The organism is Levilactobacillus bambusae (assembly GCF_003124125.1).
Taxonomy (GTDB): domain Bacteria; phylum Bacillota; class Bacilli; order Lactobacillales; family Lactobacillaceae; genus Levilactobacillus; species Levilactobacillus bambusae.
Map to the genome: position 1 here is coordinate 327,494 of NZ_QCXQ01000001.1, position 25,159 is coordinate 352,652.

Sequence of the window (25,159 nt, forward strand, 5' to 3'; positions counted from 1 at the left end):
GAATCTGGTAATGGTCCCTGTTTGGCAATTAGCTCCGCCCATTTCAAACTAATCGCCTATTTTCATTTAACTAATCTTCTGCCCCCATGGGTTGTAAATCATTGCTTTGGATGACACAAAGTAGTCCGGTATCGAAGGAAAAAGTACCCCGATCGCCTAAAAATTCGTTTGAGGCGAACGAAATGGGGAATGGAATGGGTTCCTGCTGAAGGGTATACTTTTCGTCCGGTAAAGTTAAGTGATCAATCGCAGTCAACGGAATAAAGGCGAGGTATTTTTTGTCGGGTTCCTTAGCAATTTCGTATTCCCCCGGTAAATAAAAACTGATGGTATTCTGCCTGTCGATAAACCGAATATGGGGGGCATATTTTTTGTACCGGGGTTTTAACACCATAAACAAGTTTGCTAATTCATGGTCTAAACGTCCCCCCGTTGCCCCATAAATATCTAAGCGGTCCGCCGCAAATTCATTAATGGCAATCGTCACGCCCAGTTCGGTATCCGTTTCATCCTTCTCCGGAACGGACTGCCGAATATCCGTAATGTGCCGGCGCACCCGATCAAGTTCCCCGGGTCGTAATGAGTCAAAATCGCCAACTGCAACTGCCGGAGTGACCCCATGATCTAATAACCGCAAAGTCCCCCGGTCTACTCCAATCCACGGTCCCTTCACCGCATGATGTTTCAGTGAATCCGGCCACAAGACCGTGGGACCACCGACCAGCATATTAACGATTGTTGTCATTATTTAGTGGCGTCCTTAATTGCGTTAATCCGTTCTGCGGGATCTTCCGCGTTGAAAACGTATGATCCTGCAACCGCAACGGTGGCTCCCGCTTCATACGCGGCCTTAACGGTTTCGTTATTTACCCCACCGTCAATTTCAATGTCGAAATCGAAGCCTTCGCTCTTCTTTAAGTCAGCTAGTTCCTTAATTTTTTCAACGGTTTCAGGTAGGAACTTTTGTCCACCAAATCCAGGGTTAACGGTCATGACAAGAACTTGGTCAACCATGTAAAGAACGGGTTTAATCATTTCAACCGGGGTTCCTGGATTAATGACAACCTCAGCCTTGGCTCCTGCGTTCTTAATCATCTGGAGGGCCCGGTGAATATGCTGGGTTGCTTCCACTTGAACCCCAACAATATCGGCACCGGCTTCGACAAATTGTTCGACATAACGTTCTGGTTCTTCCACCATTAAGTGAACGTCTAACACCATGTTGGTAATTGGCCGAATTGCCTTAACCCAACCTGGACCATAAGAAATTGCGGGAACAAACATCCCGTCCATAACATCAATATGCAGGTATTCTGCACCAGCCTTATCAACCTTTTCGATGTCTTTTTGTAAGTTAACGTAATCTGCGCTTAAAATTGAAGGTGCTACTTTAATCATATGATTGCCTCATTTCTTTTTTTTATAAACAGGTTTTTTATCCTTTATCAATTGATAAAGTTGTAAATAATTATCATACCGGCTTTGCATAAAGGTCCCATCGGCAACTAGGGGTTTAACCGCACACCCAGGTTCATTGATGTGAACGCACCCCCGAAACTTACAATCTACCGCCGCCCGGCGAAATTCGGGGAAGTAATCAGCCAAATCTTTGGCCTCGATATCAAGGGTTTCATAGGATGAAAATCCCGGGGTATCCGCCACTAAACCATCGGCAATTTCAAGCAGCCCCACCTTTCTTGTGGTGTGCCGGCCACGGTTTAACGCCGTCGAAATTTCTCCGGTGGCCAAATTAAGGTCAGGGGAAACATGGTTTAACAGGGTTGATTTTCCAGCCCCAGTTTGACCCATAATTACCGTTTCCTTCCCCTTAAAATGTCGTTTTAGATCAGCTAACCCATTCGGACTAAATGGTTCCCGACTAAGCAACACGGGGTACCCAATTGATCGATACCCCTGCGCCAGAGTTTCAAACTTAGCGAATTGGTCGTCACTAATCAGATCCGTCTTAGTAAAGTAAATAATGGGGTCAATGTTCGCGACCTCCAACGCAATTAACTGGCGATCAAGTAGATTCGTTGAAAATTCCGGTTGAGCTACTGCAGAAGCCACCACTCCCTGATCCACGTTAGCCACTGGTGGTCGTACCAAAGAGTTACGCCGTGGATGAATGGCCAATATGTACCCTTCCGTTGCCGTTGAGCTTTCGTAGGTCACATGGTCCCCAACTAGGGGCGTTATTTTTCGCTTACGGAAATTCCCGCGGGCCCGGGTCCGGTAAATTTTGCCGTCCTGGTCATCCGCAACATCATAAAACCCACTTAAAGATTGCCGAATTTGTCCTTCACTCATCCTCTCACCCCCTTTGCTAAAAAAAGACGCTTAGTTCCCTTCTCATTATAAAGGAAATTAAGCGCCAAAACGATAATTTTTAACTTTTTAAATGGCGGCTAGTGCGAATCAGCCGTCAAGTTATTATCCTGCATCACGGTTTTGCCGTCCCGGACAATTTTATAGCCCGCAGTTTTACCGGTTGCCACCGTATAGGGAATAGAAACTTCCGTGGCCTTTGAAATGGTTAATTGCCGGTACACCGAGTTCATTGAGTGATCGGAATCACGGATATAAACTTGGACGACATTTTCGGAACTGGAAGCCGCGTTGCTCCCCGAAGAGGTCGAGCTAGAAGAAGTCTCGTTTGCCGAAAACGGCACCGTCACGTTAACGGTAAAACTATCCGTTTTATCGTCCTTCTTCTGGACCCCCTTCGAAATCACAACGGCCAACTCTCCGCCCTCCCTGACGACCGCTTCCGAACCGGGTTTTTGTGAAATCACCCGATCCTTTTCAACGTCCGAGGAATATTGGTACTGATAAGTGATATTAAGGGCGTTTTGATCCGCAAACTGTTGGGCTTCGGACTTTGTCTTACCGCTTAAATCCGGAAGTGTAATTTCTTTATATCCGGAAGAAACGGTAAAATGGACGGTCGTTTTCTTTGGAAAAACGCGTTTGCCATCCGGAACATCCTGCTGAATAATTCGGCCCGCTGCCACTGTCGAGGAACTTAATAATTCACGATCAACAGTAACTCCCTCAGCTTCGAGTTCCGCCGCTACCATCGCATAGTTTTTACCAATGTAATTAGCCAACTTGATTTTCTTAGGGCCGCTGCTAAGCCAAATTCCAACGGTGGTGTCCTGGCGTAATTCGGTTCCAGACACGGGTTCCGTTTTAATAATTCGGCCCTTAGCTACTTTTTCGTTGGTTAGATAGTGAATTTTTCCCGTCCTTAAGTGCTGATTTTCCAGCTGGTGCTTGGCCGTAGTTAAGGAAGCCCCGTTAACTTCAGGAACCGTCCCCATTTGCGGACGGGACAACGCTAGTCCAATGACGACCCCGCAAAACAGAAAAAACAGGACGCCAACGAAAATGGCAAACCGGCGCCGACGTGGATGTCGGTTGGGCCGTTTCTTTTTTTTGTGGTTTTGGCGGGTGTCATCCCGGCTTATTTCCGCCGAATCAGCTATGGAAGCTCCCGACTGCCTGAATCGACTTAACTCTTCCGTAATCGCCGCCGATGAGATCACCTTTGTTTCGCCATCGTCATTTGGTTGCGGCCGGTACTTAGGTTCGTCACTCCGCGATGGCGCTAGTGCCGAGCTTAAATCGTCCGCCATGTCTTCGACTGATTCATATCGGTCACTCGGCTGCTTAGCGGTCGCTTTTAGGACAACATTTTCCAACGCTTGTGGAATTCGCCGATCAAATTCACGAACTGACGGAACCTCATTTTTAAAGTGTTTGAGGGCAATGGAGACCGCCGTTTCCCCCTCAAAGGGTACGGAGCCCGTCAGCATTTCATACAAAATAATCCCTAAGGAATAGATATCGGACTGGCACGTGGCCATTCCTCCCCGTGCCTGTTCCGGCGAAAGATAGTGAACGGAACCCAATACGGTATTCGTTTGGGTTAAGGCATGTTCAGATAGGGCAATGGCAATTCCAAAATCGGTAATTTTAACCAATCCAGTTCGGTTAATTAAAATATTCTGAGGCTTTAAATCACGGTGAATAATTCCTTGCCGGTGGGCGGCTTTCACCCCCGCCAAGATTTGTTCCATGATGTTAATGACTTCTTGATAGGGAATCGGAAAATGTTTTTTAATGTACTGCTTTAAATCCGTTCCGTTCACGTATTCCATGACCAAAAACTGGGTTCCATTTTCTTCACCAGCGTCTAATACGGCGACAATGTTATCGCTAATTAACTCGCTAGCCGCCTTAGCTTCCCGGTGGAATCGCTTAATGGTATGGGGATCGTCCCGTAAGTCCAACCGTAACAATTTGACCGAAACGTCCCGATCCAAAATTCGATCATGGGCTAAGTAAACGTTCGCCATTCCCCCTTCACCAAGCGCCCGAATAATCTGATATCGACCTCCGAGGATGTATCCGGGTTGCATCAGCCTGCCACCTCCCCGTCTTCATTCACAAAACCGAGGAGCACCGTAATGTTATCCAGGCCGCCTGCTTCATTGGCTAACGTCACTAAACGTTGGCACTTCGCCTGAACGTCAGTGTGGGCCGTTAAAACGTTTATAATTTCATCATCGGAAACCATATTGGTTAAGCCATCCGTACACAACAACAGTTGATCACCAATGGCTAACGGGTACTTGTTCGAATCGAAGGTGGCATCATCCGAGATCCCCAGTGATTTCACAATAATGTTTTTATGGGGGTGGTGTTTTGCATCCGCCTTTGAAATTTCACCGCGTTTTACCAGTTCATTAACTAACGAATGGTCCTCCGTTAGCTGACGTAGTTTATGGTCCCGCAGTAAGTAAGCCCGTGAATCACCGATGTTTGCAATAATAAATTCCTTTTCAAACAGAATGGCGGCGACTAAGGTTGTTCCCATCCCGTCCAAATCCGCAAACTGGTGGGATTTATCAATGATGGATTGATTTTCAACGGAAATGACCTGGGACAGCCATTGGTTTGCTGAAGTAACATCTGAAAACGTGGTTTTTTCAAATCGATACCCAAGGTGTGAAACCGCCATTTCTGACGCAACATCTCCGCCCCGGTTGCCCCCAATACCGTCCGCAATAATGGCAAATGAGAGGCCGGCCTGATTTGAAAAGACCCCCACGTAATCTTGATTTTCAGTTCGTTGTTTGCCCACGGACGTTTGATAGGCTACTTCCATTTAAATTGCACCTTCCTATTCCTTAGGAACGACGCCTAAAGGCACTAACAAAGAATCCATCCGAACCAAAATCATCGGGATAAATTGTTAGACTGTCGGTCTGTCGATCCGCTTTTAAGTGGTGAGCCGTTTCGACTCGGACACTTTCAAAGTCGGGATGTGATGTAAGAAAATCTGTCACTACCGCTTCATTTTCCTGCTCTAAAATCGTGCAGGTGCTGTACACCATTATACCGTTTTTCTTAAGCTTCGGCGCCACCCGATCCAGGATTGTTCGTTGAATTTGGCTTAAGTTTTCGGAATCCTGGAGCGTCTTCTCATACCGAATTTCAGGTTTCCGCCGTACCAGCCCAAACCCTGAACAGGGTGCGTCCACTAAAATTCGATCAAAGGACTCATCGGCAAATTTTTCGTCTACTTTTCGTGCATCTAAGGCCATCGCGGTCACCCGATCGTTAACGTGCAACCGTTTGGCATTGGCCTTAATTAACTTCACTTTAGCGGGATGCAAATCTAACGCCGTTACCTGACCACCATCAATCATAGCCGCCATTTGGGTGGTTTTGCCCCCTGGTGCTGCACAGGCATCAAGAATTTGGAGCTGGCCCTGAATGTCAAGTGCTTCGGCCGGTAACATGGCACTTTCATCTTGAATGGTCATAAACCCTTCCGAAAAGAGGTCACTCATATTGGCGGGTTTACCATGAACTAGCAGGGCATCGGCGGCCACTTCGGATGCTGTCACTTCGTAACCTTCCGCTTCTAACGCCGTTTTTACCCGGTTAACATCGGTCACAGCGAGGTTAGCCCGAACGGATTGATTTGCGGGTTGGTTAATCACCTCTAAAATACTCTCGCATTTTTCTGGGCCAAATTGGGTAGTCATTTCTTGGATCAGCCAGACGGGAACCGAAAACGTAACGGCTAACCGTTCATCACGATCCTTGATTTGATCAACATCGGGTAACCCCTGTCGATCAATGGCGTGTAACACACCGGTCACAAACCGACGGACCCCTTCGTGCCCCCGAAATTTGGCAATATTAATGGTTTCGTTAAATACCGCCCGCTTAGGAACCCGATCGAGATACACAATTTGATAAACTGCCGTTTGCAGCAGGGCATGAACCCACGGTTGAACCTTTTGCGGTCGTTTAATGAATGGGGCTAAGTAGTAGTCCAGGGTCATCTTGTGTTGAATGGTACCATACACGATGGTTGTTAATAGGCCCCGATCACGGGCAGATAAATGGTGTTTTTCCAGCATCTGATCTAACTGCAGGTTAGAATAAGCCCCGTTTTGGATCCGTTCTAATGCGGTCACCGCTAAGCTGCGGGGATTCTCCGTTTGTTCACTCATAAATCAATCACCTGCTCACCCACGGCCAATTGGTCGGCCGTTCCATTTAAATAGTCTGTGATACTCATCTGGGGTTTACCAGCCGGTTGAATGCGGTTAAGTCCGATCACCGTTCCGTTCCCCGCCGACAGTAAAAGCTGGTGCTTCGTTTTAGCAACCACCTTCCCTGGGGTTAACATTGTTGACTGGTCCATGACGCTCACGTCCCATAGCTTCGTTCGTTTACCGTCAAGTACCACGTAGGAAGTCGGAAACGGTCGTAATCCACGAACCTGATTGTCGATTTGTTCGGCAGTATGATTAAAGTCGACGTGTTCTTCTTCGGGCTTAATCGTGGGTGAAAAGGTGACTTGAGCTTCATCTTGAACAACCGGGTTGACCTTTCCAGCAATTAAATCTGGGAGCGTGGCTAACAATAAATCCCGGCCAAGGTCGCTGAGCTTTTCAAACATGGTCCCAACGTCATCCGTTTTTTCAATTGGTAACGTCGCCTGAGCAATCACATCCCCCGCATCCATCTGTTTCACCATGTACATAATGGATACGCCGGTTTCTGCGTCGCCATTCATTATTGCGTAGTGGACGGGTGCCCCACCCCGGTACTTTGGCAGTAGTGACGCATGAACGTTGATTGCAGCAATCTTCGCCGCATTAAGCAATTTAGTGGGTAAAAATTGGCCGTAAGCCGCCGTAATAATTAGATCCGGGGCGAGTTCAATTGCCCGGGCCAATTCAGGACTCCCCGATAATTTTTCGGGTTGTAACACTTCAATCTCATTCTCGACGGCCACCTGTTTGACGGGTGATGGCGTTAAAACGTGTTTCCGCCCCACCGGACGGTCAGGCTGAGTGACAACGGCCACCACATCGTAATGGTGATCAATTAACGCCTGTAAAATTGGGGCCGAAAATTCCGGGGTCCCCATAAATATAACGGATGTCATGGATAAAACCTACTTTCTAACGAGTTAAATAAAGTTATACGGATCTGGATCGATGGCAATTTTTAAGCCCCGACGTTCCGGGGACTGGGTGGATTGTAAGATATCTGTTAACGTTGCCTTTAGCGCAGCCTCATGCTTATATTTCACGACCACCTGATAGAAGTACCGACGCTTAACGCGAGCAATTGCCTTCGGGGTTGGTCCCAAGATAATGGTCTCAGGCGACAATCGACGTTGTAGTTCCCCCGTAATTTCATACATGGCCTTAGCTGCTACGGCTTCATCTTCGTGACTCGCTGTAATTTGAGCCGTGTAAAAGTATGGTGGGTAGTCCCCTTGATGTCGAATTCGCATTTCGACCCCGTAAAACCGTTCGTAATCTTGCTGGGCCGCCAATTGAATGGCGTAATTATCCGGGTTGAAAGTTTGAATCAGGACCTCGCCCGGCTTTTCAGCCCGGCCTGCCCGGCCCGCAACCTGCGTTAACAGTTCAAACGTTCGTTCACTTGCCCGAAAATCGGGGAGGCCCAACGCGGTATCTGCGTTTAATACGCCAACCAAGGTCACATCAGGAAAGTCCAAGCCCTTCGCAATCATTTGGGTGCCCAGTAAGATATCGGCCTCATGGTTGCCGAACTGGGTCAGAATTCGTTCAAACGCCCCTTTTTTCCGGGTCGTATCCGCATCCATTCGCAAAACCCGGGCTTCGGGGAGCTTTTCACGCAGTTCCTGTTCAACCTTTTCCGTTCCCGTTCCGTAATAACGAATTTTATGCCCCCCGCAATTGGGACAAATTTTGGGGATCCCTTCTTCATGTCCACAATAGTGGCATTTCATGGTGTGGGTGTCCATATGCAACGTTAATGAAATATCACAGTTAGGACATTTAAGCACAAAGCCGCAGTCCCGACACATGACAAACGATGAAAATCCCCGGCGGTTGAGCATCAACACAACCTGTTCGTGGCGATCCAACCGTTCGTTAATGGCAGTTTTTAACGCGTCCGAAAAGTTAGTTTCCTGCCCGTTTGCTAGTTGATCCCGCATATCCACAATTTGAACCGTGGGGAGTTGCTGATGAATCCGATGCGGTAACATGAGCCGCTCATAGAGTCCCTTTTGGGATCGCGCCCGCGTTTCTAAGGACGGGGTTGCACTGCCTAAAACGACGGGGCATTGATGATACTCACCCCGCCACAGGGCAACCTCACGCGCATGGTACCGGGGCATTTCATCCTGCTTATAGCTGGTTTCATGTTCTTCATCCATAATGATGATCCCTAAGTTGTCGAGGGGAGCAAAAACTGCGGACCGCGCTCCTACCACTACTTGAGCCTCGTGACGTTCGATCCGGCGCCATTCATCATACTTCTCACCAGTCGATAGTCCACTGTGCAGTACCGCAACCTTTGATCCAAAGCGTGACTTAACCCGATTCACCATCTGGGGGGTTAAGGAAATTTCAGGGACCAACATGAGGGCAGTTCGGCCAATGGCTAGGGCTTGAGCCATGGTCTGCAAATAAACCTCAGTTTTACCCGATCCCGTTACCCCCTCCAATAGGAAGTTATGGGCTTGCCGTCCCTGAATGGCCTCGTCAATCCGATTGACTGCCACTTGCTGTTCATCATTTAAGGCTAGCGGCTCCGTCCGGGTAACTTCATGGGTTGGATCCCGGTACGTTTCAAGCGCCACCTTTTTCAGCCAGCCCCTTTGCGCCCCCATACTAATGACCGCTGCCGAAATTCCAGTTTCTGTAATGACCTGATGCTGAGAAACGGTTTGTCCTTGAATGGTCCCTAAGTAGTTCAATAGGTCAATTTGCCGTTTGGCGTTTGGTTTTACATTTTGCCGTTCATTGGCTAACTCGGTGGGCGTCATTAATGGCGTGATGGTCAACTGTGTCTTGGCCTTCGCCTGATTTTTAACGTGATAATCCATTTCAATCTGACCAGCAGCCCGTAACCGGAGTAACTCGCTAACATCCTGTGCCGGCATCTTTTCCGGATCATAAATAATTTCTTCCTGATCCCCAAATAGCCGGTCTTGAACGTCTTGCGGAACATCCCCCGTCATGCGAACCGTCTTTTCATATTTAGCGCGCATCACACTAGGCAGCATCGTTTCCATGCAGGAGATTTTAAACGCATAGGTCGTTTCCGCTAGCCAATCCGATAGTTTTAATAACTCCGGATTTAATACGGGTGCTAAGTCCATAACCGACAAAACGGCCTTTAATTTGCCATCATAGTCCGTTTCTTCTTGAAGTCCCACGACCATCCCTAAGACTAGCCGAGAACCCCTACCGAATGGCACAACGACCCGCATACCAACTTCAATTTGATTTTGAAGATCCGTTGGAATGACATACGAATAGGGATCGTTGGTTTGCATGGTTGGAACGTCCACAATAATTAAAGCAATTTGTGCCAATCTAATCCCCCTCCAGGTTTACACGGTCCACACATCATTAATCTTAGTCATAATTAGTTTTGCAATTGCCGTCTTCGTCAGAACTGGCGTTTTTTGGGGTGCTTGATCCGGTAATAAAAAGGTCACCTGGTTTTGGTCGCCGTTAAAACCAATTCCGGCCTGACTGACATCATTAGCCACCAACATGTTAACTCCCTTATCCATTAACTTTTGGTTAGCAAACGCCAATAAGTTTTGGGTTTCGGCCGCAAATCCAACGGTAAACTGACCGGGCTGTTTCACTTTCGCTACCGCCTTCAAAATATCCGGAGTTTTAACTAGGTCGACTTGTAACCGATCGTTATCCGCTGATTTCTTAATTTTTTGATCAGCCACCGCCACGGGACGAAAATCTGCGGGAGCTGCAGCCATTACTAGTACGTCACTACGTTGAAAGGCTGAAACCACTGCATCCCGCATCTCTTCCGTTGACTCAACTGGGATCACCTCAGCTTCAGCTGGCGGCGTCAATCGGGTAGGTGCTGAGACGAGGGTGACATACGCCCCCATATTAACCGCAGCTTGAGCAATGGCATACCCCATTTTCCCCGAGGATTCATTGCCAATGTAGCGGACCGGGTCTAAATGTTCCCGGGTGCCCCCAGCGGTCACAACCACCCGTTTTCCCGCCAACTTATTATCGGTGGTTAACGGCTCATCGGCCACCTCAGATATCCGGGTTACAATTGTTTCAGGCTCCGGCATTCGGCCTAAGCCTTCGTACCCTTCCGCTAAGAAACCCGCTTCTGGCGCCAGTAAGTAAACGCGATCGGCTTCCAATTGGGCCAGGTTGCGTTGCGTTGCCGGATTTTCTAACATATGGGTATTCATCGTTGGTGCAACAAATTTAGCTCCCGTTGTGGCCAACCAGGTTAGACTAGCTGCATCATTAGCCAGTCCATTGGCAATTTGGGCAATGAAATTAGCCGTAGCCGGGGCCGCAATTGCAATATCAGTCCAATCCGCTAATTCAATGTGCTCAATCTGGGCCGGATGGTCCAAGGTGAACGTTGTTGTGAGAACCGAGGCCTTCGTTAAACTTTCAAACGTCAGCGGTGTCACTAACTCTGCGGCCGCCTCGGTCTCAACAACCCGAACGTTTGCGCCAGCCTTAATAAGCAGCCGGGCCAAGAACGCCGCCTTGTACGCTGCAATACTTCCCGTAACGTAAAGCGCCACGTTTTGATGTGCCAATTGCATTTGCAAAACCTCCCAAACCCGTTTAGGTCTATTGTAACAAGATCACAGGTAAAAAGCCCCTGACCTCATCAATTGACAATAAAAAAACTGAACCCAGACGTCAACAACGCCAGCTGGTTCAGTCCTCGGTTTAGTTATCTAAATCTTTTTCATCGGGATCAATCATCAATACCCCGGCAGCCACTTCTTCAAGTGCCCGGCCAATGGTCTTTGGTGACTTATAGTCGGCAAGTAACGGCTTCGCTCCAGCTTCTAATTCGTGTGCCCGTTTGGAAGCGAGCATAATAAGCGAGTAGCGAGAGTTGACCCGGTCAAGTAAATCATCGACTGATGGATAGAGTAACATTTAATCGTCTCCTAACATGGATTCATATTCCGGCATTACACGGGTAACCCGTAGCCGTTCACTTTTAATAATGGTTTTAATGGCTTCAACGGCGTTATCAACTTGATCGTTAACCACCGCGTAGTCATAGTTTCGCATCATCCGAATTTCAGTAGCGGCCTGCTTGATGCGTTTATCAATAACTGACATATCATCAGTTCCCCGGCCAATTAACCGATGCTTTAATTCAATCAAGTCCGGTGGCGTCAAAAAGACAAACACGGCATCGGGGGCAACGGCACGAACTTGCATGGCACCGTTCACTTCAATCTCCAAGAAGACGTCTTGACCGGATTCAAGTGTTTGATTAACGTACTTGAGTGGCGTTCCATAGTAGTTGTCCACGTACTTTGCGTACTCTAACATTTCGCCGTTGCGAATATTTTCCTCAAACTCTTCTTTACTAACAAAGTAATAATCAATACCGTCACGTTCACCTGGTCGCGGCTGACGAGTCGTCATTGAAATCGAGTATGAGAAATCAGCATCTGGTTCCTCAAATAACGCTTTACGCACGGTCCCCTTACCGACGCCAGACGGCCCGGATAAGACGATCAGCATTCCTTTTTTTACCATAGTCTACTGAATCCCTTCGTTACGATAATACTTCTATATTGCACTACTTTTCCCCATTTGGCAAGGCCCAAAATTTATCTTGCTATTTCAAACGCATGTTCGTATAATGGACTTACAAACACATGTTCGAGGTGGATAAATAATGGACAATCAACGAACGGCCGCTTCATTTAAGCGTCTTGGCAATGAAGCAACAACCCTGTACCACGATCTCTTTGATGATATTCAGATTAACCAACACCCGGTACCCGTTGCTATGCCAACGTTTCAGGTCCGGTTATTTCTGGCACAGGCCTTGGCAAACCAGTATAGTTTAGCCGTTACCTTTCTAGATCTCACTGGCCAACCGGTCACACAAATCGGAATTTTAATCAAGGATTACCACGGGCGGTACGTCTTACAGACCCCCCAACCAGGGTTGACCGTTTTAATCTGTCCCGAACAAGTTCACTACGTGAGTCGTCTCTTGGCCCGGTAGATTAAGTATGATTGGCAAGCTCCGTTAAGCAAGGTTGCCTCATCAATTAAGCCGCTAGCTGCTGTAATTGCAGTTAGCGGCTTTTTGGTCTTAAGTGGATTGACCCTGTTTTTGCTTCACTTGTTCCGCCATATCTAATAACTCCTGGGCGTGTTCCAACGCGAGCTTAGTAACTTGAGTTCCTGCGGACATCCGGGCGATTTCTGCCGGTCGGTCCGCCATCTCGAGCCGAGTTAGACTCGTTTCAGTTCGTTTGCCAACAATGGTTTTAGCAATAAAGTAGTGGTGATCAGCCATTGCAGCAACTTGAGGTAAATGAGTAATCACTAATACCTGTGATCCGGCCGCGATGTCACTAATCTTTTCAGCAATCGCTTGGGCGACCCGGCCGCTGACCCCCGTATCGACTTCGTCAAAAATAATTGAAGTCACGCCCTGAGCGTGAGAGAAAATGGTTTTTAAGGCGAGCATGATTCGGGAGAGTTCACCACCGGAAGCCGTTTTAGCTAATGGTCGCATTTCCTCACCGGGGTTCGTTTGCAGCCAGAATTCAACGTCGTCAATTCCCGTGGCCGTTAATTTTTGGTGGTTGGGATTAAACCGAACCTCAAACACCGTTTTGGCCATGTAAAGGTCCGCTAATTGGTGGTGAATATCCGTTTCAAGACGTTTAGCTGCGGACTGGCGTTCCTGTGACAGTTGTCGGGCAACCGTTAAGGCCTTGGATTTTGCGGTTGTTAACTCCGCATCTAAGTCTTCATCCGTTGAATTGCTTTCTTCCATACCAGCAAGTTCCACTTGAATTTTATGGTAGTAATCTAAAATCTCAGCTTCGGTATCCCCATATTTTCGTTTTAACTCCGAAATTAATTCTAACCGTTTTTCAATGTCGTTTAACCGTTCATCGTCCCATTCTAATAAGTCAATCTGATTCGAAATATCGCCCTCAGCGTCTTGCAGCCCGTAGTAGGCAGCCTCCACACTGTTAGATAGTTCACGAAATGCCGGATCAAAATCCGCGATTGACTGTAAGCTGGACATGGCCTGACCAACAATATCCACGGCGCCCGGGGTATCCTCGCCCGCTAGCGCAAGGTAACTCTCCTGGAGCGAATCGTTGATTTTTTGAAAATTATCTAGTCGATCACGTTCGGTGGTGAGACTCTCTTCTTCCCCGGACTTTAAATCGGCTTCCCCGATTTCCTTGACTTGAAACCGAAGCATATCTAACCGTTGAGCCCATTCCTGCTCATTGTCATGCTTTTCCCTTACCAGATGATCCAAGTGCTGATAGTTTTGGTACAACTCTTCATAGGTGGTCCGTAACTCAGCTACTTTGCCGTCTGCAAACTCATCCAGCATACCAAGGTGCTTTTCCGGCTGCATCAATTCCTGATGTTCGTTTTGACCGTGAATATCAACGGCCGTTTCACCAATCCGTTTTAAAGTGGTGGTGTTGACCAGCATTCCGTTCACCCGGCAAACGTTTCGGCCGCTCTTATAAATTTCCCGCTGCAGGATCACCGTCCCATCTTCGTGGTCAATGCCTAATTCATCAAGCACCCGGTAGGTCACCCCGTGCTTTGGAAACGAGAAACTTCCCTGAATAACCGCCTTATCTGCTCCCGTCCGGATAAAGTGGACGGAGCCGCGACCACCTGCCAGCAGTCCAACCGCATCAATAATAATAGATTTTCCGGCCCCCGTTTCCCCCGTTAGGACCGTCATGCCCTTTGAGAACTCAACGTCTAAATGATCAATAATGGCAAAGTTTCGAATTGATAATTCCTCTAACATGGTTGTCGCCTCCCTCTAAATAAAAAAGGGCGCGTCATCCACTGCCCCTTTACCTTTTATTCTGCTATCGTTTTAATGTTGTTAGCAAGCTGGGTTGCACTATAGGTGGTCTTACAAATGATTAACACGGTATTATCATCGCCTAGCGTACCAAATATCGCATTATCATTAATTTGATCTACCAAGCTAGCTAGTGCTGGCCCGTTACCCGGCAAAACCTTAATCAGCACGTTTTTATCCTGGTGATCAATTGAAACGTAGGCCGTCCGTAAGGTATGCTCAAACTTCAACTGGGCATCCAACCGTTTTTGGGCCGGTTCAGCGTACCGAAACCCACCTTCCGCGGGAACCTTCACGAGCTGCATCTCACTAATGTCACGTGAAACGGTGGCTTGCGTCACCTCAATTCCTTGTTCCGCCAGTAAGTTAACAAAATCAGTCTGCTTTGAAACGGTGGTGACTTTCATCAAGTGTCGCATTAGTTGTTGTCGCTCTCGCTTATTCATAGTTCCCCTCCTGACGAGTACTATCTTACTTAATAATAGCTCATTATTCGGAAATTTTACAGCTGCTTATAGAACTTGGTTCAGATTTTCGTACGCCGCCGCCATGGTTTTTTCAATGGACACGTTGGGCATAACTTCAGCGTCCGAAGCCACGTTACGCAACTGGGCTAGAAACTCAATGTTCCCGGAGCCCCCCTTAATTGGGGAGAAATCAAGTCCAATAATGCTGTATCCTGTTGTCACCGCAAAATTCAGAATTTTTTCTAAAACTGCTTGATGAACCTTTTTATCCCGGACAATTCCGTGTTTACCAACGTTTTCCTTTCCCGCTTCAAACTGGGGTTTGATTAATACGACCACGTCCGAACCGACTTTTAAAATGGGTTTTAGGGGTGGCAAAATCAATTCTAACGAAATAAAGGAAACGTCCGTACAGGCAAAATCAGGTTGACCAAGCGTAAAGTCATCTGGCTGACTGTAACGAAAATTAGTGTTTTCCATTACGGTAACCCGGGGATCGGACCTTAGCTTCCACACTAATTGATTCGTTCCAACGTCTAACGCATAAGCCATTTTGGCGCCCCGTTGTAGGACAACATCCGTGAATCCACCGGTTGACGAACCAATGTCCAGAACCGTTTTCCCCGTGACGTCAATGTGAAAAACATCGAGCGCCTTCTCTAACTTTAACCCGCCCCGCGAAACGTAGGGCATGGGCTTGCCCTTTAAATGAAGTTCCGTATCAACCGGAATTTTTTGGCCCGGTTTATCGAGCCGTTCTTCGTTCTTACCTAAAATTTCGCCAGCCATAACGGCCCGCTTTGCTTTCTCACGCGTATCAAACAACCCTTGTTCAACCGCGAGTACATCTACCCGTTTTTTTTCCATAGTGCCATCCTAACCAAAATAACTTAAAAATGCCAGTAACAAATCAGGCGAAAATCCAAAGGTCGCTGCAGTTTCAATCAAATGTTCCTTCGCCCGTGAAACCGTGTCATCAAGCAGCTCCTGACTCTCTGCTAGTCCAACTAAACTTGGATACGTATTCTTTTCTTCGGCCGCATCCTTTTGGGTGGCCTTCCCCATTTTCTCAGGCGAACTGGTCACGTCCAAAATATCGTCGTAAATTTGAAAGGCTAACCCAAAGTCGTCAGCGTACGCTAACAACCCATCTCGAACACTAGGTGCCGTTTCAGCTAAGATGGTCCCAGCCTCGACCGCATAGTGAATAAGGGCGCCCGTTTTTTCCCGGTGGAGGGTCCGCAACTCGGGTAAGGTTAACCGGTGATGCGTATTTTCAACGTCCAAGGCCTGACCCGCTACCATGCCTGAAGGACCCGCAGCCCGAGTTAACGCCTGAACCAACTGAATTTTTTTATCTGTGGAAACGTCTGAGTCGCTTAACCACTGAAAGGCTAACGTCAAGAGTCCGTCGCCGGCTAACGTTGCCATGCCCGGCCCAAATTTCACGTGATTGGTGGGTTCGCCCCGCCGCAGTGCATCGTCATCCATCGCAGGTAAATCATCGTGAATTAAGGAATAGGTATGCAAGAGCTCTAAGGCACAGATGGCCCGCAATTCAGCTTCCGTTGGGGCCTGACCAAAAGTAGTTAAAACGGCAAGTGATAACAACGGCCGCAGCCGTTTGCCACCTGCATCGACAGAGTAACTCATCGCCTCTGCAAGGGTTGATTCATTCACGTCCCTTGGGATATTATCATGCAGATAGGCATTAATTTGAGGCCGGAACACAGCTTCAAACTCGGCCAATTCGTTATTCTGCGTCATCCACGTCACCTTCGTTAGATACTTCAAAGGCCTCTTCTTTTCCCTGATCATCCATAATCGTGGCCAGCGTTTTTTCGGCGCTATCAAGGGTCTCCTGGAGTTGTTTGGACAGTTTAACTCCCGTTTGAAACTGATCTAACGCTTCTTCTAAGGGAACGTTCCCTTGTTCTAGGTGGGTAACAATTTCTTCTAACGACGTTAAGTTTTCCTCAAACGTCGGCTGTTTAGCTTCGCTCATTTTACTATTCCTCCTCATGTGGTTTCACCGTCTCAACGGTAGCCGTTGCCAACCCATCAGCAAAGTGCAAATCAATTTTGGTTCCCGGGTGCAACTGCTTGATGGATGTCATCACCTCATCGTCCGCCGTTGTATACGTAAATCCGCGCCCCATAATTTTAAGGGGGCTCAATTGATCTAACGACTGGACAGCTCGTTCCATTCGTTGCCGTTTAGTCTGCAAACTTTGTTGGATGGCACGGTTCAGAAAATCTGTATCCCGGCTCACCCGGGCCTGATCATCGTGGGTCAGCCGTGTCGGTGACTCCGCCAGCAATCGCTGCCGAACCAATTGAAGCCGTTGTTCTAGATCAGTCACCCCGGTTGTCATGACCTGGTTCAAATGACGACTGGCAGTATCCAATCGCTGCAAATAAGCCTCGTACAATCTTTGTGGCTGTTGGAACACGTAGGATTGCCGAATCCGATTCAGCTGGTTTTGGCGGTTCTTCACTAGGTTTGACGTTGCTAAGTAGAGTCGATTCTGTTCCTTTAAAATTTCCGCCAGCACGTCAGATAACACGGGAACGGCTAATTCTGCCGCTGCCGTTGGTGTTGCTGCCCGAACATCCGCAACTAAATCTGCGATCGTTGTATCCGTTTCATGGCCCACGGACGAAATCACGGGAAGTTGGCTTTCCGCAATCGCCCGGGCCACACTCTCTTCGTTAAAGGGCCATAAATCTTCAATCGAGCCCCCGCCCCGGCCAATAATTAACGTATCAAAACTGCCGATTTGGTTAGCCCGCTTAATTTGGCGGGTAATATCTTGAGCTGCCTCCTGGCCTTGAACTAAGGCCGGAAAAAGCACAATTTGGGCGATGGGGAACCGCCGCCGGACCGTCGTAATAATATCCCGAATCACAGCCCCACTAGGACTGGTTACGACCGCAATCCGCTTTGGAAAGCGTGGCAACGGGCGTTTGGGCCGGCTAAATAATCCCTCATCCGCCAGCTTACGTTTTAACTGTTCGTAAGCTTCAAAAAGCTGTCCTACGCCGTCTGGCTCCATCCGATCAACGTAAATTTGATACTCTCCGGTTCGTTCGTACAGGGATACCCGGCCGGTGACGAGGACTTTCATCCCGGTTTCCGGCTGAAACTTCAGCTTTTGAAAACTGGATTTGAACATAATCGCGTTAATTTTAGCGTTATCATCCTTTAAGCTAAAGTACTGGTGAGCATTCGGCCGCAACCGAAAGTTAGAAATTTCGCCGGTCAAAAAAACCTTTCCTAAGTAAGGGTCAACATCAAATTTACGTTTTAGATACTGCGTTAACGCTGAAACACTTAAATAATCTGCCATTTACCGTTCCTCGTGCCATTCTGCTAAGTCAACGGTCTGCTTCATCAGGGTTGCGATTGTCATCGGACCCACGCCACCCGGAACGGGGCTGATTGCCCGGACCTTTTTTTCAACCTCGAAATAATCGACGTCACCAGCCAGCTTTCCATCAGGATCCCGGTCCATTCCAACGTCAATCACCGTTGCTCCAGGCTTAACCATATCAGCCGTAATGAGATGGTAAATCCCCGTTGCGACAATTAAGATATCGGCATTCCGAGTATAGACCGGTAAAACATCGGCTGGGGTATATCGGTGGGCAATCGTTACCGTCGCATCCGCCCGTAAAAGCAACGCCGACATCGGCCGACCAACAATTTTACTTCGACCGACAACGACGGCGTTCTGACCCTTTAACGGGGTCTTGACTGACTCCAGCATTGTCATAATCCCCTGTGGCGTACAGGCAACTGGAAAGGATCCATGATCGCCCTCAAATAGCCGGCCTAAGTTGTCCGGGTGGAAGCCATCCACGTCCTTTTCTGGCAGGATGGTTCTGGTTACTTCAACCTCGTCTAAGTGAGCGGGCAAGGGAAACTGAACGAGAATGCCATCAATGGCGGGCGCCATGTTCAATTCATTAACCTGATCCAAAAGTTCACGCTGGGTTGTTGATTCAGGCAACCGAATGACTTCAGAGTGAATTCCAAGCTTTTTGGCGGTCCGTTCCTTGTTTTGAACATAAATTTGACTTGCATGATCGTTGCCAACTAATACCACCGCTAATCCGGGAACCCTGCCCCGCTTTGACATTTCAACGACCCGGTTTAACGTGGTTTCATTAACCTGGTTTGCCAGCGCCGTTCCATCAATCTTAATTGCCACTCATTGGTCATCCCTTCTCATCGTCTATGTCCTACTATTAGAGTTAATTTTAGCATAACCCAGGGGGTGACACCATGTTCCATACGGAAATATCTTATCATGCAAAACAAAAAATCGACCAACAACCAGAGGATGTCAATCGATTTCTTTAAGGTTTAAAAGCTACTCATTTTCAAGTGCGTGACTAAGGACCCCGTTAATAAACCGGCGTGATTTTTCATCACTATATTCCTTAGCTAATTGAAGGGATTCATTAACCGCTACTCGGTTTGGTGTATCAGCGACTTGGTTAATCTCGTAGGTCGCTAACCGCAACAGAATCAAATCCGTTTTGTTAATCCGACTCATGGTCCAGCCAGACTTCAGGTAGGGCTTGATTTGTGCGTCTAGCTCTTCCTCGTGGTCAAGGACGCCGTCAACTAATTCTTGCAAGTATGGCGGAACCGGAACGGCCTGAATCGGATCGTCCGTTAGAACCTGTTGAATCAACGCATCTTTATCCCCATCAGGGTTTGCGTTCAGGGCAAACAAGACCTGAAAGGCCCGTTCCCGTACTTGATGTCGTGTTAAGGCCACTACTGCTCACTGTCTCCTTCGTTATTGTCCTCATCGTCAAACAAGTTATTCGGGTCAACGCCAGTGTCAACCTTTTCAGGAATAACTCCTTCCACGTGAACGTCAACATCACGCAGCTTCAGTTCGGTCATAAACAGCAGTTGCTGCTTAACATTATCCTGAATCTGAAGGGCAACGTGAGGAACTGAAACACCGTAATTAAGGTATACATAGACATCAACGGAGAGTTCGTCTTCGTCAAACGTCAGCTTAACACCCTTCCCGTGTTCCCTTTTCCGACCAAATAATTCGGTTACGCTATTAGCAAGCGAGCCGCGCATCCGCGCAACTCCCTCAGTTTGTGAGGCAGCGATGCCCGCAATAATTTCCAGAACTTGGGGGGCGACTTCAATGTGCCCCATTGCTGGTTCTTTAGATTCAAGAATAATATTGGTATTTTCAGCCAATGGAAGAACCTCCCTTACTCATCTGCGTTAATAATTAGAAGTTAGGCACGTGAAATGTATGAACCATCTTGAGTGTTAACGGTTAGTTTATCACCAACGTTAACAAAGAATGGCACCTGTACAACCAAACCGGTCGTCATGGTTGCAGGTTTTGAACCACCAGAAGCAGTGCTTCCTTTGATTCCTGGTTCCGTTTCAGCCACTTCAAGATCAACAGTGTTTGGTACTTCAACCCCCAGGATTTCATTACCAAATGACGTCATCGAAACAACCATATTTTCTTGCAAATACTTCGCTTCATTCTTGACGTTTTCTGCAGGAACCGCAACTTGTTCGTAAGTGTCAACGTCCATAAAGATGTAATCAGTACCATCGTTGTACAGGTACGTCATCGTCCGGGAATCAATCTGGGCTTGTTCCATCTTAGCACCGGCACGGAATGTTTTTTCTTGAACGGCACCCGTCCGTAAGTTCTTTAACTTCGTCCGAACAAAGGCTCCACCCTTACCAGGCTTAACGTGTTGGAACTCAATAATGCGCCAAATAGCGTTGTCGACTTCAATGGTTAAGCCGTTTTTAAAGTTTGCAGTAGAAATAGCCATGCTATAACCCTCCTAAAATATTTCTTCTCTATCATATCAAGTTTAACCCACTCTTGGCAAGACTTCTCTAAGGTTCCGATTTCGTCTTAGCCCAAAAAGAAAAGCCCGAATACGAAACTAAATTTCGCTCGGGCTTTTCTGAAATGAACGATTTTAATCGTTACTTAGCAGCTGCTTCAGCTACTGGGTATACTGAAACTTGACGCTTGTCACGGCCAAGACGTTCAAAACGAACGACACCGTCTGCGACAGCGAACAACGTATCATCTCCACCACGGCGAACGTTCTTGCCTGGGTAGATGTGGGTACCGCGTTGGCGGTATAAGATTGAACCGCTGGTAACAGTTGAGCCATCAGCAGCCTTCGTCCCAAGACGACGACCAGCTGAGTCACGACCGTTAGAAGTCGATCCACCCCCCTTATGGTGAGAGAAGAACTGTAAATTCATGTTCATCAGCATGTTTGTGCACCTCCATCGCTGTTTAATTGGATACTTGTGTCATCGTAATATAATCTGAGTAATTGGCAGCTACATCGTGCAACCCGTCTTCAAACGATTGAAGGAGGGTTTGTCCACGATCCTCACGAGTTGAATCGTTTGTTGGCAACAGTGTGACCCGTAAGTACCCGCCCTCGGTGTCGTTACTATCAACATCCAGGTCGAGTTGGGCAACCCGTTGCAGGCCGTTAACCGTACTAATTGATAGTACAGAAACCGCCGCACAAACGATATCATGTCCGTAATCGCCAGAATCGGCGTGACCGGTAAGTTTAAAGGCACTGATTTGAGAATCAGCGTTCCGAAAAAACGTTGCGTGAATCATAACAGCCTCGCCTCACTGATTAAGCGTTGATGGCATCAATAACAACCTTCGTGTAAGGTTGACGGTGACCCTTCTTAGTATGTTGACCCTTCTTGGCCTTGTACTTAAAAGTGACAACCTTCTTTTCCCGGCCCTGCTTTTCAACAGTTCCAGTAACCGTTGCGCCATCAACAGTTGGCGTTCCGATCTTGGTTGTATCACCACCGACAAAGACAACTTGATCAAAGGTAACCTTGTCGCCTGCTTCAACGTTGAGCTTTTCGACGTAAACAGCATCGCCCGCTTGGACTTTGTATTGCTTACCGCCAGTAACAATAATTGCGTACATGAATGTGCACCTCCTTAAAATAGTTAAACTTAGACTCGCCAGAATCGAGTGCTGACTAATCAGGCTTAATTGCTCGTTCTGTGCGGTTGCAGCTGTGGAAGTCCACATATACAACAGCTACCAGTATACCCAACTCCGTTAAATCAGTCAAGATTTAATCGACATTAATCCGCACTAAACCAATCGGCCACAATTAACTGGGTTAACTCACGGTGAGTTAGTGACTGGAAGGCTTCATCAACAAAATGGGGGGCGTACATCGTATTAACCTCTAACCAATGTGAGGTGATTCCCCGAAATGCAGAGGTTAAAAACGCGGCCTGTAAATCAATTGGGACCGTTAGTTCACCGATCTCTGACTGGAGCTGCTGATAAAACTGTTTGACGCCCAACGTTAACCGTTCAGATAGTTGCTTTCGAAACTGAAAGAAATGTTCATTTCGAATTAATAATAAAAAGAGGTCCCGGCGTTCAGCGACAAACTGTAAGGCCCTAATTAACGAAAAACGTTCGATCTCACCGCTAGCCGTCATTTGCCATTTAACCGGGTCCGTTGCTACTAAATTCGCACGTACCCGTGCGCTTTCCAGCCATTCATCGAGCGTCCTTGACATGAGTTGTTGAATAAAGTCATTCTTATCCTGGTAGTGCAGGTAGAAGGTTCCGCGGGTCACATGCGCTCGGGTGGTTAACTTCTGCACCGAGATTTTCTCCAATGGTGCTTCGTTCATTAAATCAATCAAGGCAGCGGTCAGTTTCTCTCGGGTTTTCGTCACTCGTGCGTCTAAAGCATTCATTCCAATACCCCCATTATTAAAATTAATGTAAAAGCGAAGCCGGTCAGAATCATTTGATCCGTCCCGCTTCGCTTCTATTATGGCATCTAACCTTGGTTTACCTGTTCCATTTGTGCCTCGAAGGCTTCCCTAATAGCAGTCTCAGATAGCTTTAAGTCTACAAGCCCAAACTTTAGGTAGAGTCGCCAGGCATGACGAAAATCATCTTGCCGATGTTCAAAATAGCTGTTAAAAATCAGACGTTTAGTAATTAAATAGTGTTCGTCCCAATCAGAACTGACCTTTGTCTTTAATAACCGTTGATAATCATCCGGCTTCATGACAATCACCTGCGACCAAGTCTGCTTCGCTGCAATCAGCAAAAAGCCAATTAGACCGGCGGCATAGCGCTGACTTATCTCAGAGACGTTCGCCTCATTGGATAAGTCGGCCGTCGACCTCAGATTAGCTAGAGCCGTATCACACTGGACGTACGCCCGCTCCTTACCCTGCTGACCGGATAGCGTCACTTGATGGTTCGCTTTAAACGCATTATCCGCAATAATCGTTTGCTGCAGCATTTTTGCTAAGTCTAGCATTCTTTACTCGGTCCCTTCTACGTAAACATGAGTGGATCGGATTTAATTTCCAACTGACCAAGGTTGTTCAGGTACCAGTTGCGCATAAATTCATATCTCAGAATTACGTCAAACCAGGAAACGGCTTGGTTGGGGTCGTTTACAGCAATTGCCCATTCAGGCGTCCCATCCTTTTGGTTGTCAAATACCGTCACAACCACGTCGTCAGGTAGTTGCAGCACTGCTCCCCGGCCCCGATCGGTATTTTGCAGCATATAGCCATTTTCAGCCGCACTCACAAATAATTTATCCACGATTTCAGCGCTTAGCTGGGCGTCCTTAACCGGGTAAATTTGGGCGTTAGCCGTATCCAAAATGTTAAAGTCCACGGAAAAGCCGTAATCCCGTTTTAGATAGGTTCCAAAATCAATCAGCACTTGTAAGGCCGTTTTAATCGTTTGTTCCGGAACGTCTCCTCTGTAATCGATAATAAACAACTGGGTCAGGGCGTGACTGTTAAACCGCATCATATGTTTTTCTAAGTTCAAGTAGAATAACCGTTGACCAGAAGCTTGCTCTTCGTAAAACACACCGCCGCCCTCATTATTCTCCATAATGAAGTCAAACGAACCCCGATCACCTAAACTTGTTAACTGCTGCGATAGTTCTTCACGATGGGGAACCGAATGTAAAATCACCTGTTTGCCCTGATCGTGAAGTTCTAGTAAACGGCTCATAAATAACAGGTAGTAGTCGGCATTACTATATTGATGAGGGAAAGTCACAAAATCTGAATTTAGCCTAAAACCGGCCAACTGAGTGGCGGCGGATACCAATTCATCCGGGTTAGCCGTATTGATCAGTTGATCCATCAGCTTAGTAAAGGAAATTCCCTTTTCAAGGCCGCTTTTAATGGCGTTATTATAGTTCGTCAGTCGCCCACTGGTTGTGAGGGTTGAGACGTCCTTGGACTGTGTTTCATCGTTAGTCATTAGACTTCACCCCCGCTCCAAAGAGGCTGTTCAGATAATCAACGTAAAGGCTTTGATTGTGGGCCTGGAACTTATTAAAGTCGCCAAAGGTCCCCTCAACACTCTGCTTTTCGTATTCCATAATGGTGTTTTCCTTGGACAAAGCTAGAATTCGATCATCATTTTCCTTAATGGTCTTATTCGAGTTCAATGCCCGCTCGTCTTCATCGGCCAAGTCGCTGAGTTGATCAATCAACTGTTGCCGTTCTTCTTTGACCTTACCGGAATCCCATGGCATCGTGCTCTTCTGGCTGTTTTCCTTCATCTGAGAACGAAGAGCCGCCTTTTTCGCATCACGTTCATCCTGTTGATCAATCAAATCCTGCAACTGTTCACTTTCTGCACTGATCTCATCAATCTTATCAGAATTAAGCCGTTTACCAGACCGAGCCAATTCAAACGTCTGCTGTAACTTATTAAATTCATCTGAATCAAAGTTAAACGCGACGTTTAACACGTCAAGCGAACCGAACAAGCGCCGATCCCACCAGTTACCGAAGTAAATATGAAACTGACCGAGGGCAAACTCATCGTAGTAGAAAAATGGGTAGGTGTGGCCAAGATAATCAATCAGCTTTTCACTTAAATAGTGGCTTAATTCGGCATGACTATCCGCAACCAACTGAGCATTTGCCGTTGGCTGAGCTTCAGAGTTGTTTCTAATTTCTTGATCGTATCGTTGCTGATCCAACAATTCATAGACTTTACGATCATCCTGATTTTGAATGGCGGTTTGTAGGGCTTGTAAGTAACTCAGCTTATTCGCGATAACCGTATTCAAATTATTATCAGAAGGTTCCGTCGTATGTACATTTTCTTGATTTTCCATTTATATCCCTCATTCGCATGTTTTACATCCATGAAATGTTATT

General features: G+C 47.3%; 29 protein-coding genes and 1 other annotated feature. Of the genes, 1 reads left to right on the top strand and 28 read right to left on the bottom strand.

Annotated elements, in window-relative coordinates; all coding sequences use genetic code 11:
* Positions 1-70 precede the first annotated feature (70 nt).
* The 11 genes from DCM90_RS01690 to gmk all read right to left on the bottom strand — a co-directional run bounded on the left by DCM90_RS01690 (position 71) and on the right by gmk (position 12,110).
* Complete coding sequence (locus tag DCM90_RS01690) at positions 71-745, bottom strand: thiamine diphosphokinase (RefSeq protein WP_109249626.1); 675 nt, start codon at positions 743-745, stop codon at positions 71-73.
* Positions 745-1,398: a ribulose-phosphate 3-epimerase gene (gene rpe, locus DCM90_RS01695; RefSeq protein WP_109249627.1), complete on the bottom strand. Its 654-nt coding sequence runs from the start codon at positions 1,396-1,398 to the stop codon at positions 745-747. Before rpe ends, DCM90_RS01690 begins: the two co-directional genes overlap by 1 nt.
* Positions 1,399-1,407: 9 nt before the next feature.
* On the bottom strand, positions 1,408-2,310 hold the full coding sequence (rsgA, locus tag DCM90_RS01700) for a ribosome small subunit-dependent GTPase A (protein WP_109249628.1): 903 nt from the start codon (positions 2,308-2,310) through the stop codon (positions 1,408-1,410).
* A gap of 98 nt (positions 2,311-2,408) precedes the next feature.
* Positions 2,409-4,424, bottom strand: a complete 2,016-nt coding sequence (gene pknB, locus DCM90_RS01705) for a Stk1 family PASTA domain-containing Ser/Thr kinase (RefSeq protein ID WP_109249629.1) — start codon at positions 4,422-4,424, stop codon at positions 2,409-2,411.
* A complete protein-coding gene (locus DCM90_RS01710) occupies positions 4,424-5,173 on the bottom strand; it encodes a Stp1/IreP family PP2C-type Ser/Thr phosphatase (protein WP_109249630.1) in 750 nt (249 codons plus the stop codon). Before DCM90_RS01710 ends, pknB begins: the two co-directional genes overlap by 1 nt.
* A gap of 22 nt (positions 5,174-5,195) precedes the next feature.
* Positions 5,196-6,533: a 16S rRNA (cytosine(967)-C(5))-methyltransferase RsmB gene (rsmB, locus tag DCM90_RS01715; protein ID WP_109249631.1), complete on the bottom strand. Its 1,338-nt coding sequence runs from the start codon at positions 6,531-6,533 to the stop codon at positions 5,196-5,198.
* Positions 6,530-7,477, bottom strand: coding sequence for a methionyl-tRNA formyltransferase (gene fmt / locus DCM90_RS01720; protein ID WP_109249632.1), 948 nt, complete (start codon positions 7,475-7,477; stop codon positions 6,530-6,532). The genes rsmB and fmt overlap by 4 nt, the downstream gene beginning before the upstream one ends.
* 24 nt (positions 7,478-7,501) lie before the next feature.
* Positions 7,502-9,910, bottom strand: a complete 2,409-nt coding sequence (priA, locus tag DCM90_RS01725) for a primosomal protein N' (protein WP_109249633.1) — start codon at positions 9,908-9,910, stop codon at positions 7,502-7,504.
* 18 nt (positions 9,911-9,928) lie between these two features.
* Positions 9,929-11,149, bottom strand: a complete 1,221-nt coding sequence (gene coaBC, locus DCM90_RS01730) for a bifunctional phosphopantothenoylcysteine decarboxylase/phosphopantothenate--cysteine ligase CoaBC (protein ID WP_109249634.1) — start codon at positions 11,147-11,149, stop codon at positions 9,929-9,931.
* Between the two features lie 130 nt (positions 11,150-11,279).
* Positions 11,280-11,495 (bottom strand): DNA-directed RNA polymerase subunit omega, encoded by a 216-nt coding sequence (gene rpoZ / locus DCM90_RS01735; RefSeq protein ID WP_109249635.1) that lies wholly within the window; start codon positions 11,493-11,495, stop codon positions 11,280-11,282.
* On the bottom strand, positions 11,496-12,110 hold the full coding sequence (gmk, locus tag DCM90_RS01740) for a guanylate kinase (RefSeq protein WP_109249636.1): 615 nt from the start codon (positions 12,108-12,110) through the stop codon (positions 11,496-11,498). It abuts the gene before it with no gap.
* Between the two features lie 142 nt (positions 12,111-12,252).
* Here gmk and DCM90_RS01745 point away from each other — a divergent pair, with 142 nt between their 5' ends.
* On the top strand, positions 12,253-12,588 hold the full coding sequence (locus tag DCM90_RS01745) for a hypothetical protein (RefSeq protein ID WP_109249637.1): 336 nt from the start codon (positions 12,253-12,255) through the stop codon (positions 12,586-12,588).
* Between the two features lie 90 nt (positions 12,589-12,678).
* On the opposite strand, the gene recN is transcribed toward DCM90_RS01745, so the two are convergent.
* The 17 genes from recN to DCM90_RS01830 all read right to left on the bottom strand — a co-directional run bounded on the left by recN (position 12,679) and on the right by DCM90_RS01830 (position 25,116).
* Positions 12,679-14,385 carry a DNA repair protein RecN gene (gene recN, locus DCM90_RS01750; RefSeq protein ID WP_109249638.1) on the bottom strand — a complete coding sequence of 569 codons (1,707 nt, stop codon included), beginning with the start codon at positions 14,383-14,385 and terminating at the stop codon, positions 12,679-12,681.
* Between the two features lie 56 nt (positions 14,386-14,441).
* Complete coding sequence (locus DCM90_RS01755; protein ID WP_109249639.1) at positions 14,442-14,891, bottom strand: arginine repressor; 450 nt, start codon at positions 14,889-14,891, stop codon at positions 14,442-14,444.
* 66 nt (positions 14,892-14,957) lie between these two features.
* Entirely contained in the window at positions 14,958-15,779 is an 822-nt protein-coding gene (locus DCM90_RS01760) for a TlyA family RNA methyltransferase (RefSeq protein WP_109249640.1), read from the bottom strand.
* A 9-nt stretch (positions 15,780-15,788) separates the two neighbouring features.
* The gene (locus DCM90_RS01765; RefSeq protein WP_109249641.1) at positions 15,789-16,679 is read right to left on the bottom strand and encodes a polyprenyl synthetase family protein; all 891 of its coding nucleotides are present in this window, start codon (positions 16,677-16,679) and stop codon (positions 15,789-15,791) included.
* Positions 16,666-16,917 carry an exodeoxyribonuclease VII small subunit gene (locus DCM90_RS01770; RefSeq protein ID WP_109249642.1) on the bottom strand — a complete coding sequence of 84 codons (252 nt, stop codon included), beginning with the start codon at positions 16,915-16,917 and terminating at the stop codon, positions 16,666-16,668. Before DCM90_RS01770 ends, DCM90_RS01765 begins: the two co-directional genes overlap by 14 nt.
* A 4-nt stretch (positions 16,918-16,921) precedes the next feature.
* On the bottom strand, positions 16,922-18,262 hold the full coding sequence (gene xseA, locus DCM90_RS01775; protein WP_109249643.1) for an exodeoxyribonuclease VII large subunit: 1,341 nt from the start codon (positions 18,260-18,262) through the stop codon (positions 16,922-16,924).
* Positions 18,263-19,126 (bottom strand): bifunctional 5,10-methylenetetrahydrofolate dehydrogenase/5,10-methenyltetrahydrofolate cyclohydrolase, encoded by an 864-nt coding sequence (locus DCM90_RS01780; protein WP_109249644.1) that lies wholly within the window; start codon positions 19,124-19,126, stop codon positions 18,263-18,265.
* A gap of 162 nt (positions 19,127-19,288) precedes the next feature.
* Positions 19,289-19,702 (bottom strand): transcription antitermination factor NusB, encoded by a 414-nt coding sequence (nusB, locus tag DCM90_RS01785; RefSeq protein WP_109249645.1) that lies wholly within the window; start codon positions 19,700-19,702, stop codon positions 19,289-19,291.
* A complete protein-coding gene (locus DCM90_RS01790) occupies positions 19,702-20,148 on the bottom strand; it encodes an Asp23/Gls24 family envelope stress response protein (RefSeq protein ID WP_109249646.1) in 447 nt (148 codons plus the stop codon). The genes nusB and DCM90_RS01790 overlap by 1 nt, the downstream gene beginning before the upstream one ends.
* Positions 20,149-20,189: 41 nt before the next feature.
* Positions 20,190-20,750 carry an elongation factor P gene (gene efp / locus DCM90_RS01795; RefSeq protein ID WP_109249647.1) on the bottom strand — a complete coding sequence of 187 codons (561 nt, stop codon included), beginning with the start codon at positions 20,748-20,750 and terminating at the stop codon, positions 20,190-20,192.
* Positions 20,751-20,910: 160 nt separating this feature from the next.
* Positions 20,911-21,204 carry a 50S ribosomal protein L27 gene (gene rpmA, locus DCM90_RS01800; protein ID WP_306419285.1) on the bottom strand — a complete coding sequence of 98 codons (294 nt, stop codon included), beginning with the start codon at positions 21,202-21,204 and terminating at the stop codon, positions 20,911-20,913.
* A 28-nt stretch (positions 21,205-21,232) separates the two neighbouring features.
* Entirely contained in the window at positions 21,233-21,574 is a 342-nt protein-coding gene (locus tag DCM90_RS01805; RefSeq protein WP_109249648.1) for a ribosomal-processing cysteine protease Prp, read from the bottom strand.
* Positions 21,575-21,593: 19 nt separating this feature from the next.
* Complete coding sequence (rplU, locus tag DCM90_RS01810; protein WP_109249649.1) at positions 21,594-21,902, bottom strand: 50S ribosomal protein L21; 309 nt, start codon at positions 21,900-21,902, stop codon at positions 21,594-21,596.
* A gap of 21 nt (positions 21,903-21,923) precedes the next feature.
* Positions 21,924-22,000 (bottom strand) — a sequence feature (ribosomal protein L21 leader region).
* A 66-nt stretch (positions 22,001-22,066) separates the two neighbouring features.
* Positions 22,067-22,699 carry a TetR/AcrR family transcriptional regulator gene (locus DCM90_RS01815; RefSeq protein WP_109249650.1) on the bottom strand — a complete coding sequence of 211 codons (633 nt, stop codon included), beginning with the start codon at positions 22,697-22,699 and terminating at the stop codon, positions 22,067-22,069.
* Between the two features lie 86 nt (positions 22,700-22,785).
* A complete protein-coding gene (locus tag DCM90_RS01820; RefSeq protein WP_109249651.1) occupies positions 22,786-23,277 on the bottom strand; it encodes a hypothetical protein in 492 nt (163 codons plus the stop codon).
* Between the two features lie 17 nt (positions 23,278-23,294).
* Positions 23,295-24,248: a hypothetical protein gene (locus DCM90_RS01825; protein ID WP_109249652.1), complete on the bottom strand. Its 954-nt coding sequence runs from the start codon at positions 24,246-24,248 to the stop codon at positions 23,295-23,297.
* A complete protein-coding gene (locus DCM90_RS01830) occupies positions 24,241-25,116 on the bottom strand; it encodes an exonuclease SbcC (RefSeq protein WP_109249653.1) in 876 nt (291 codons plus the stop codon). Before DCM90_RS01830 ends, DCM90_RS01825 begins: the two co-directional genes overlap by 8 nt.
* Positions 25,117-25,159: the final 43 nt, after the last annotated feature.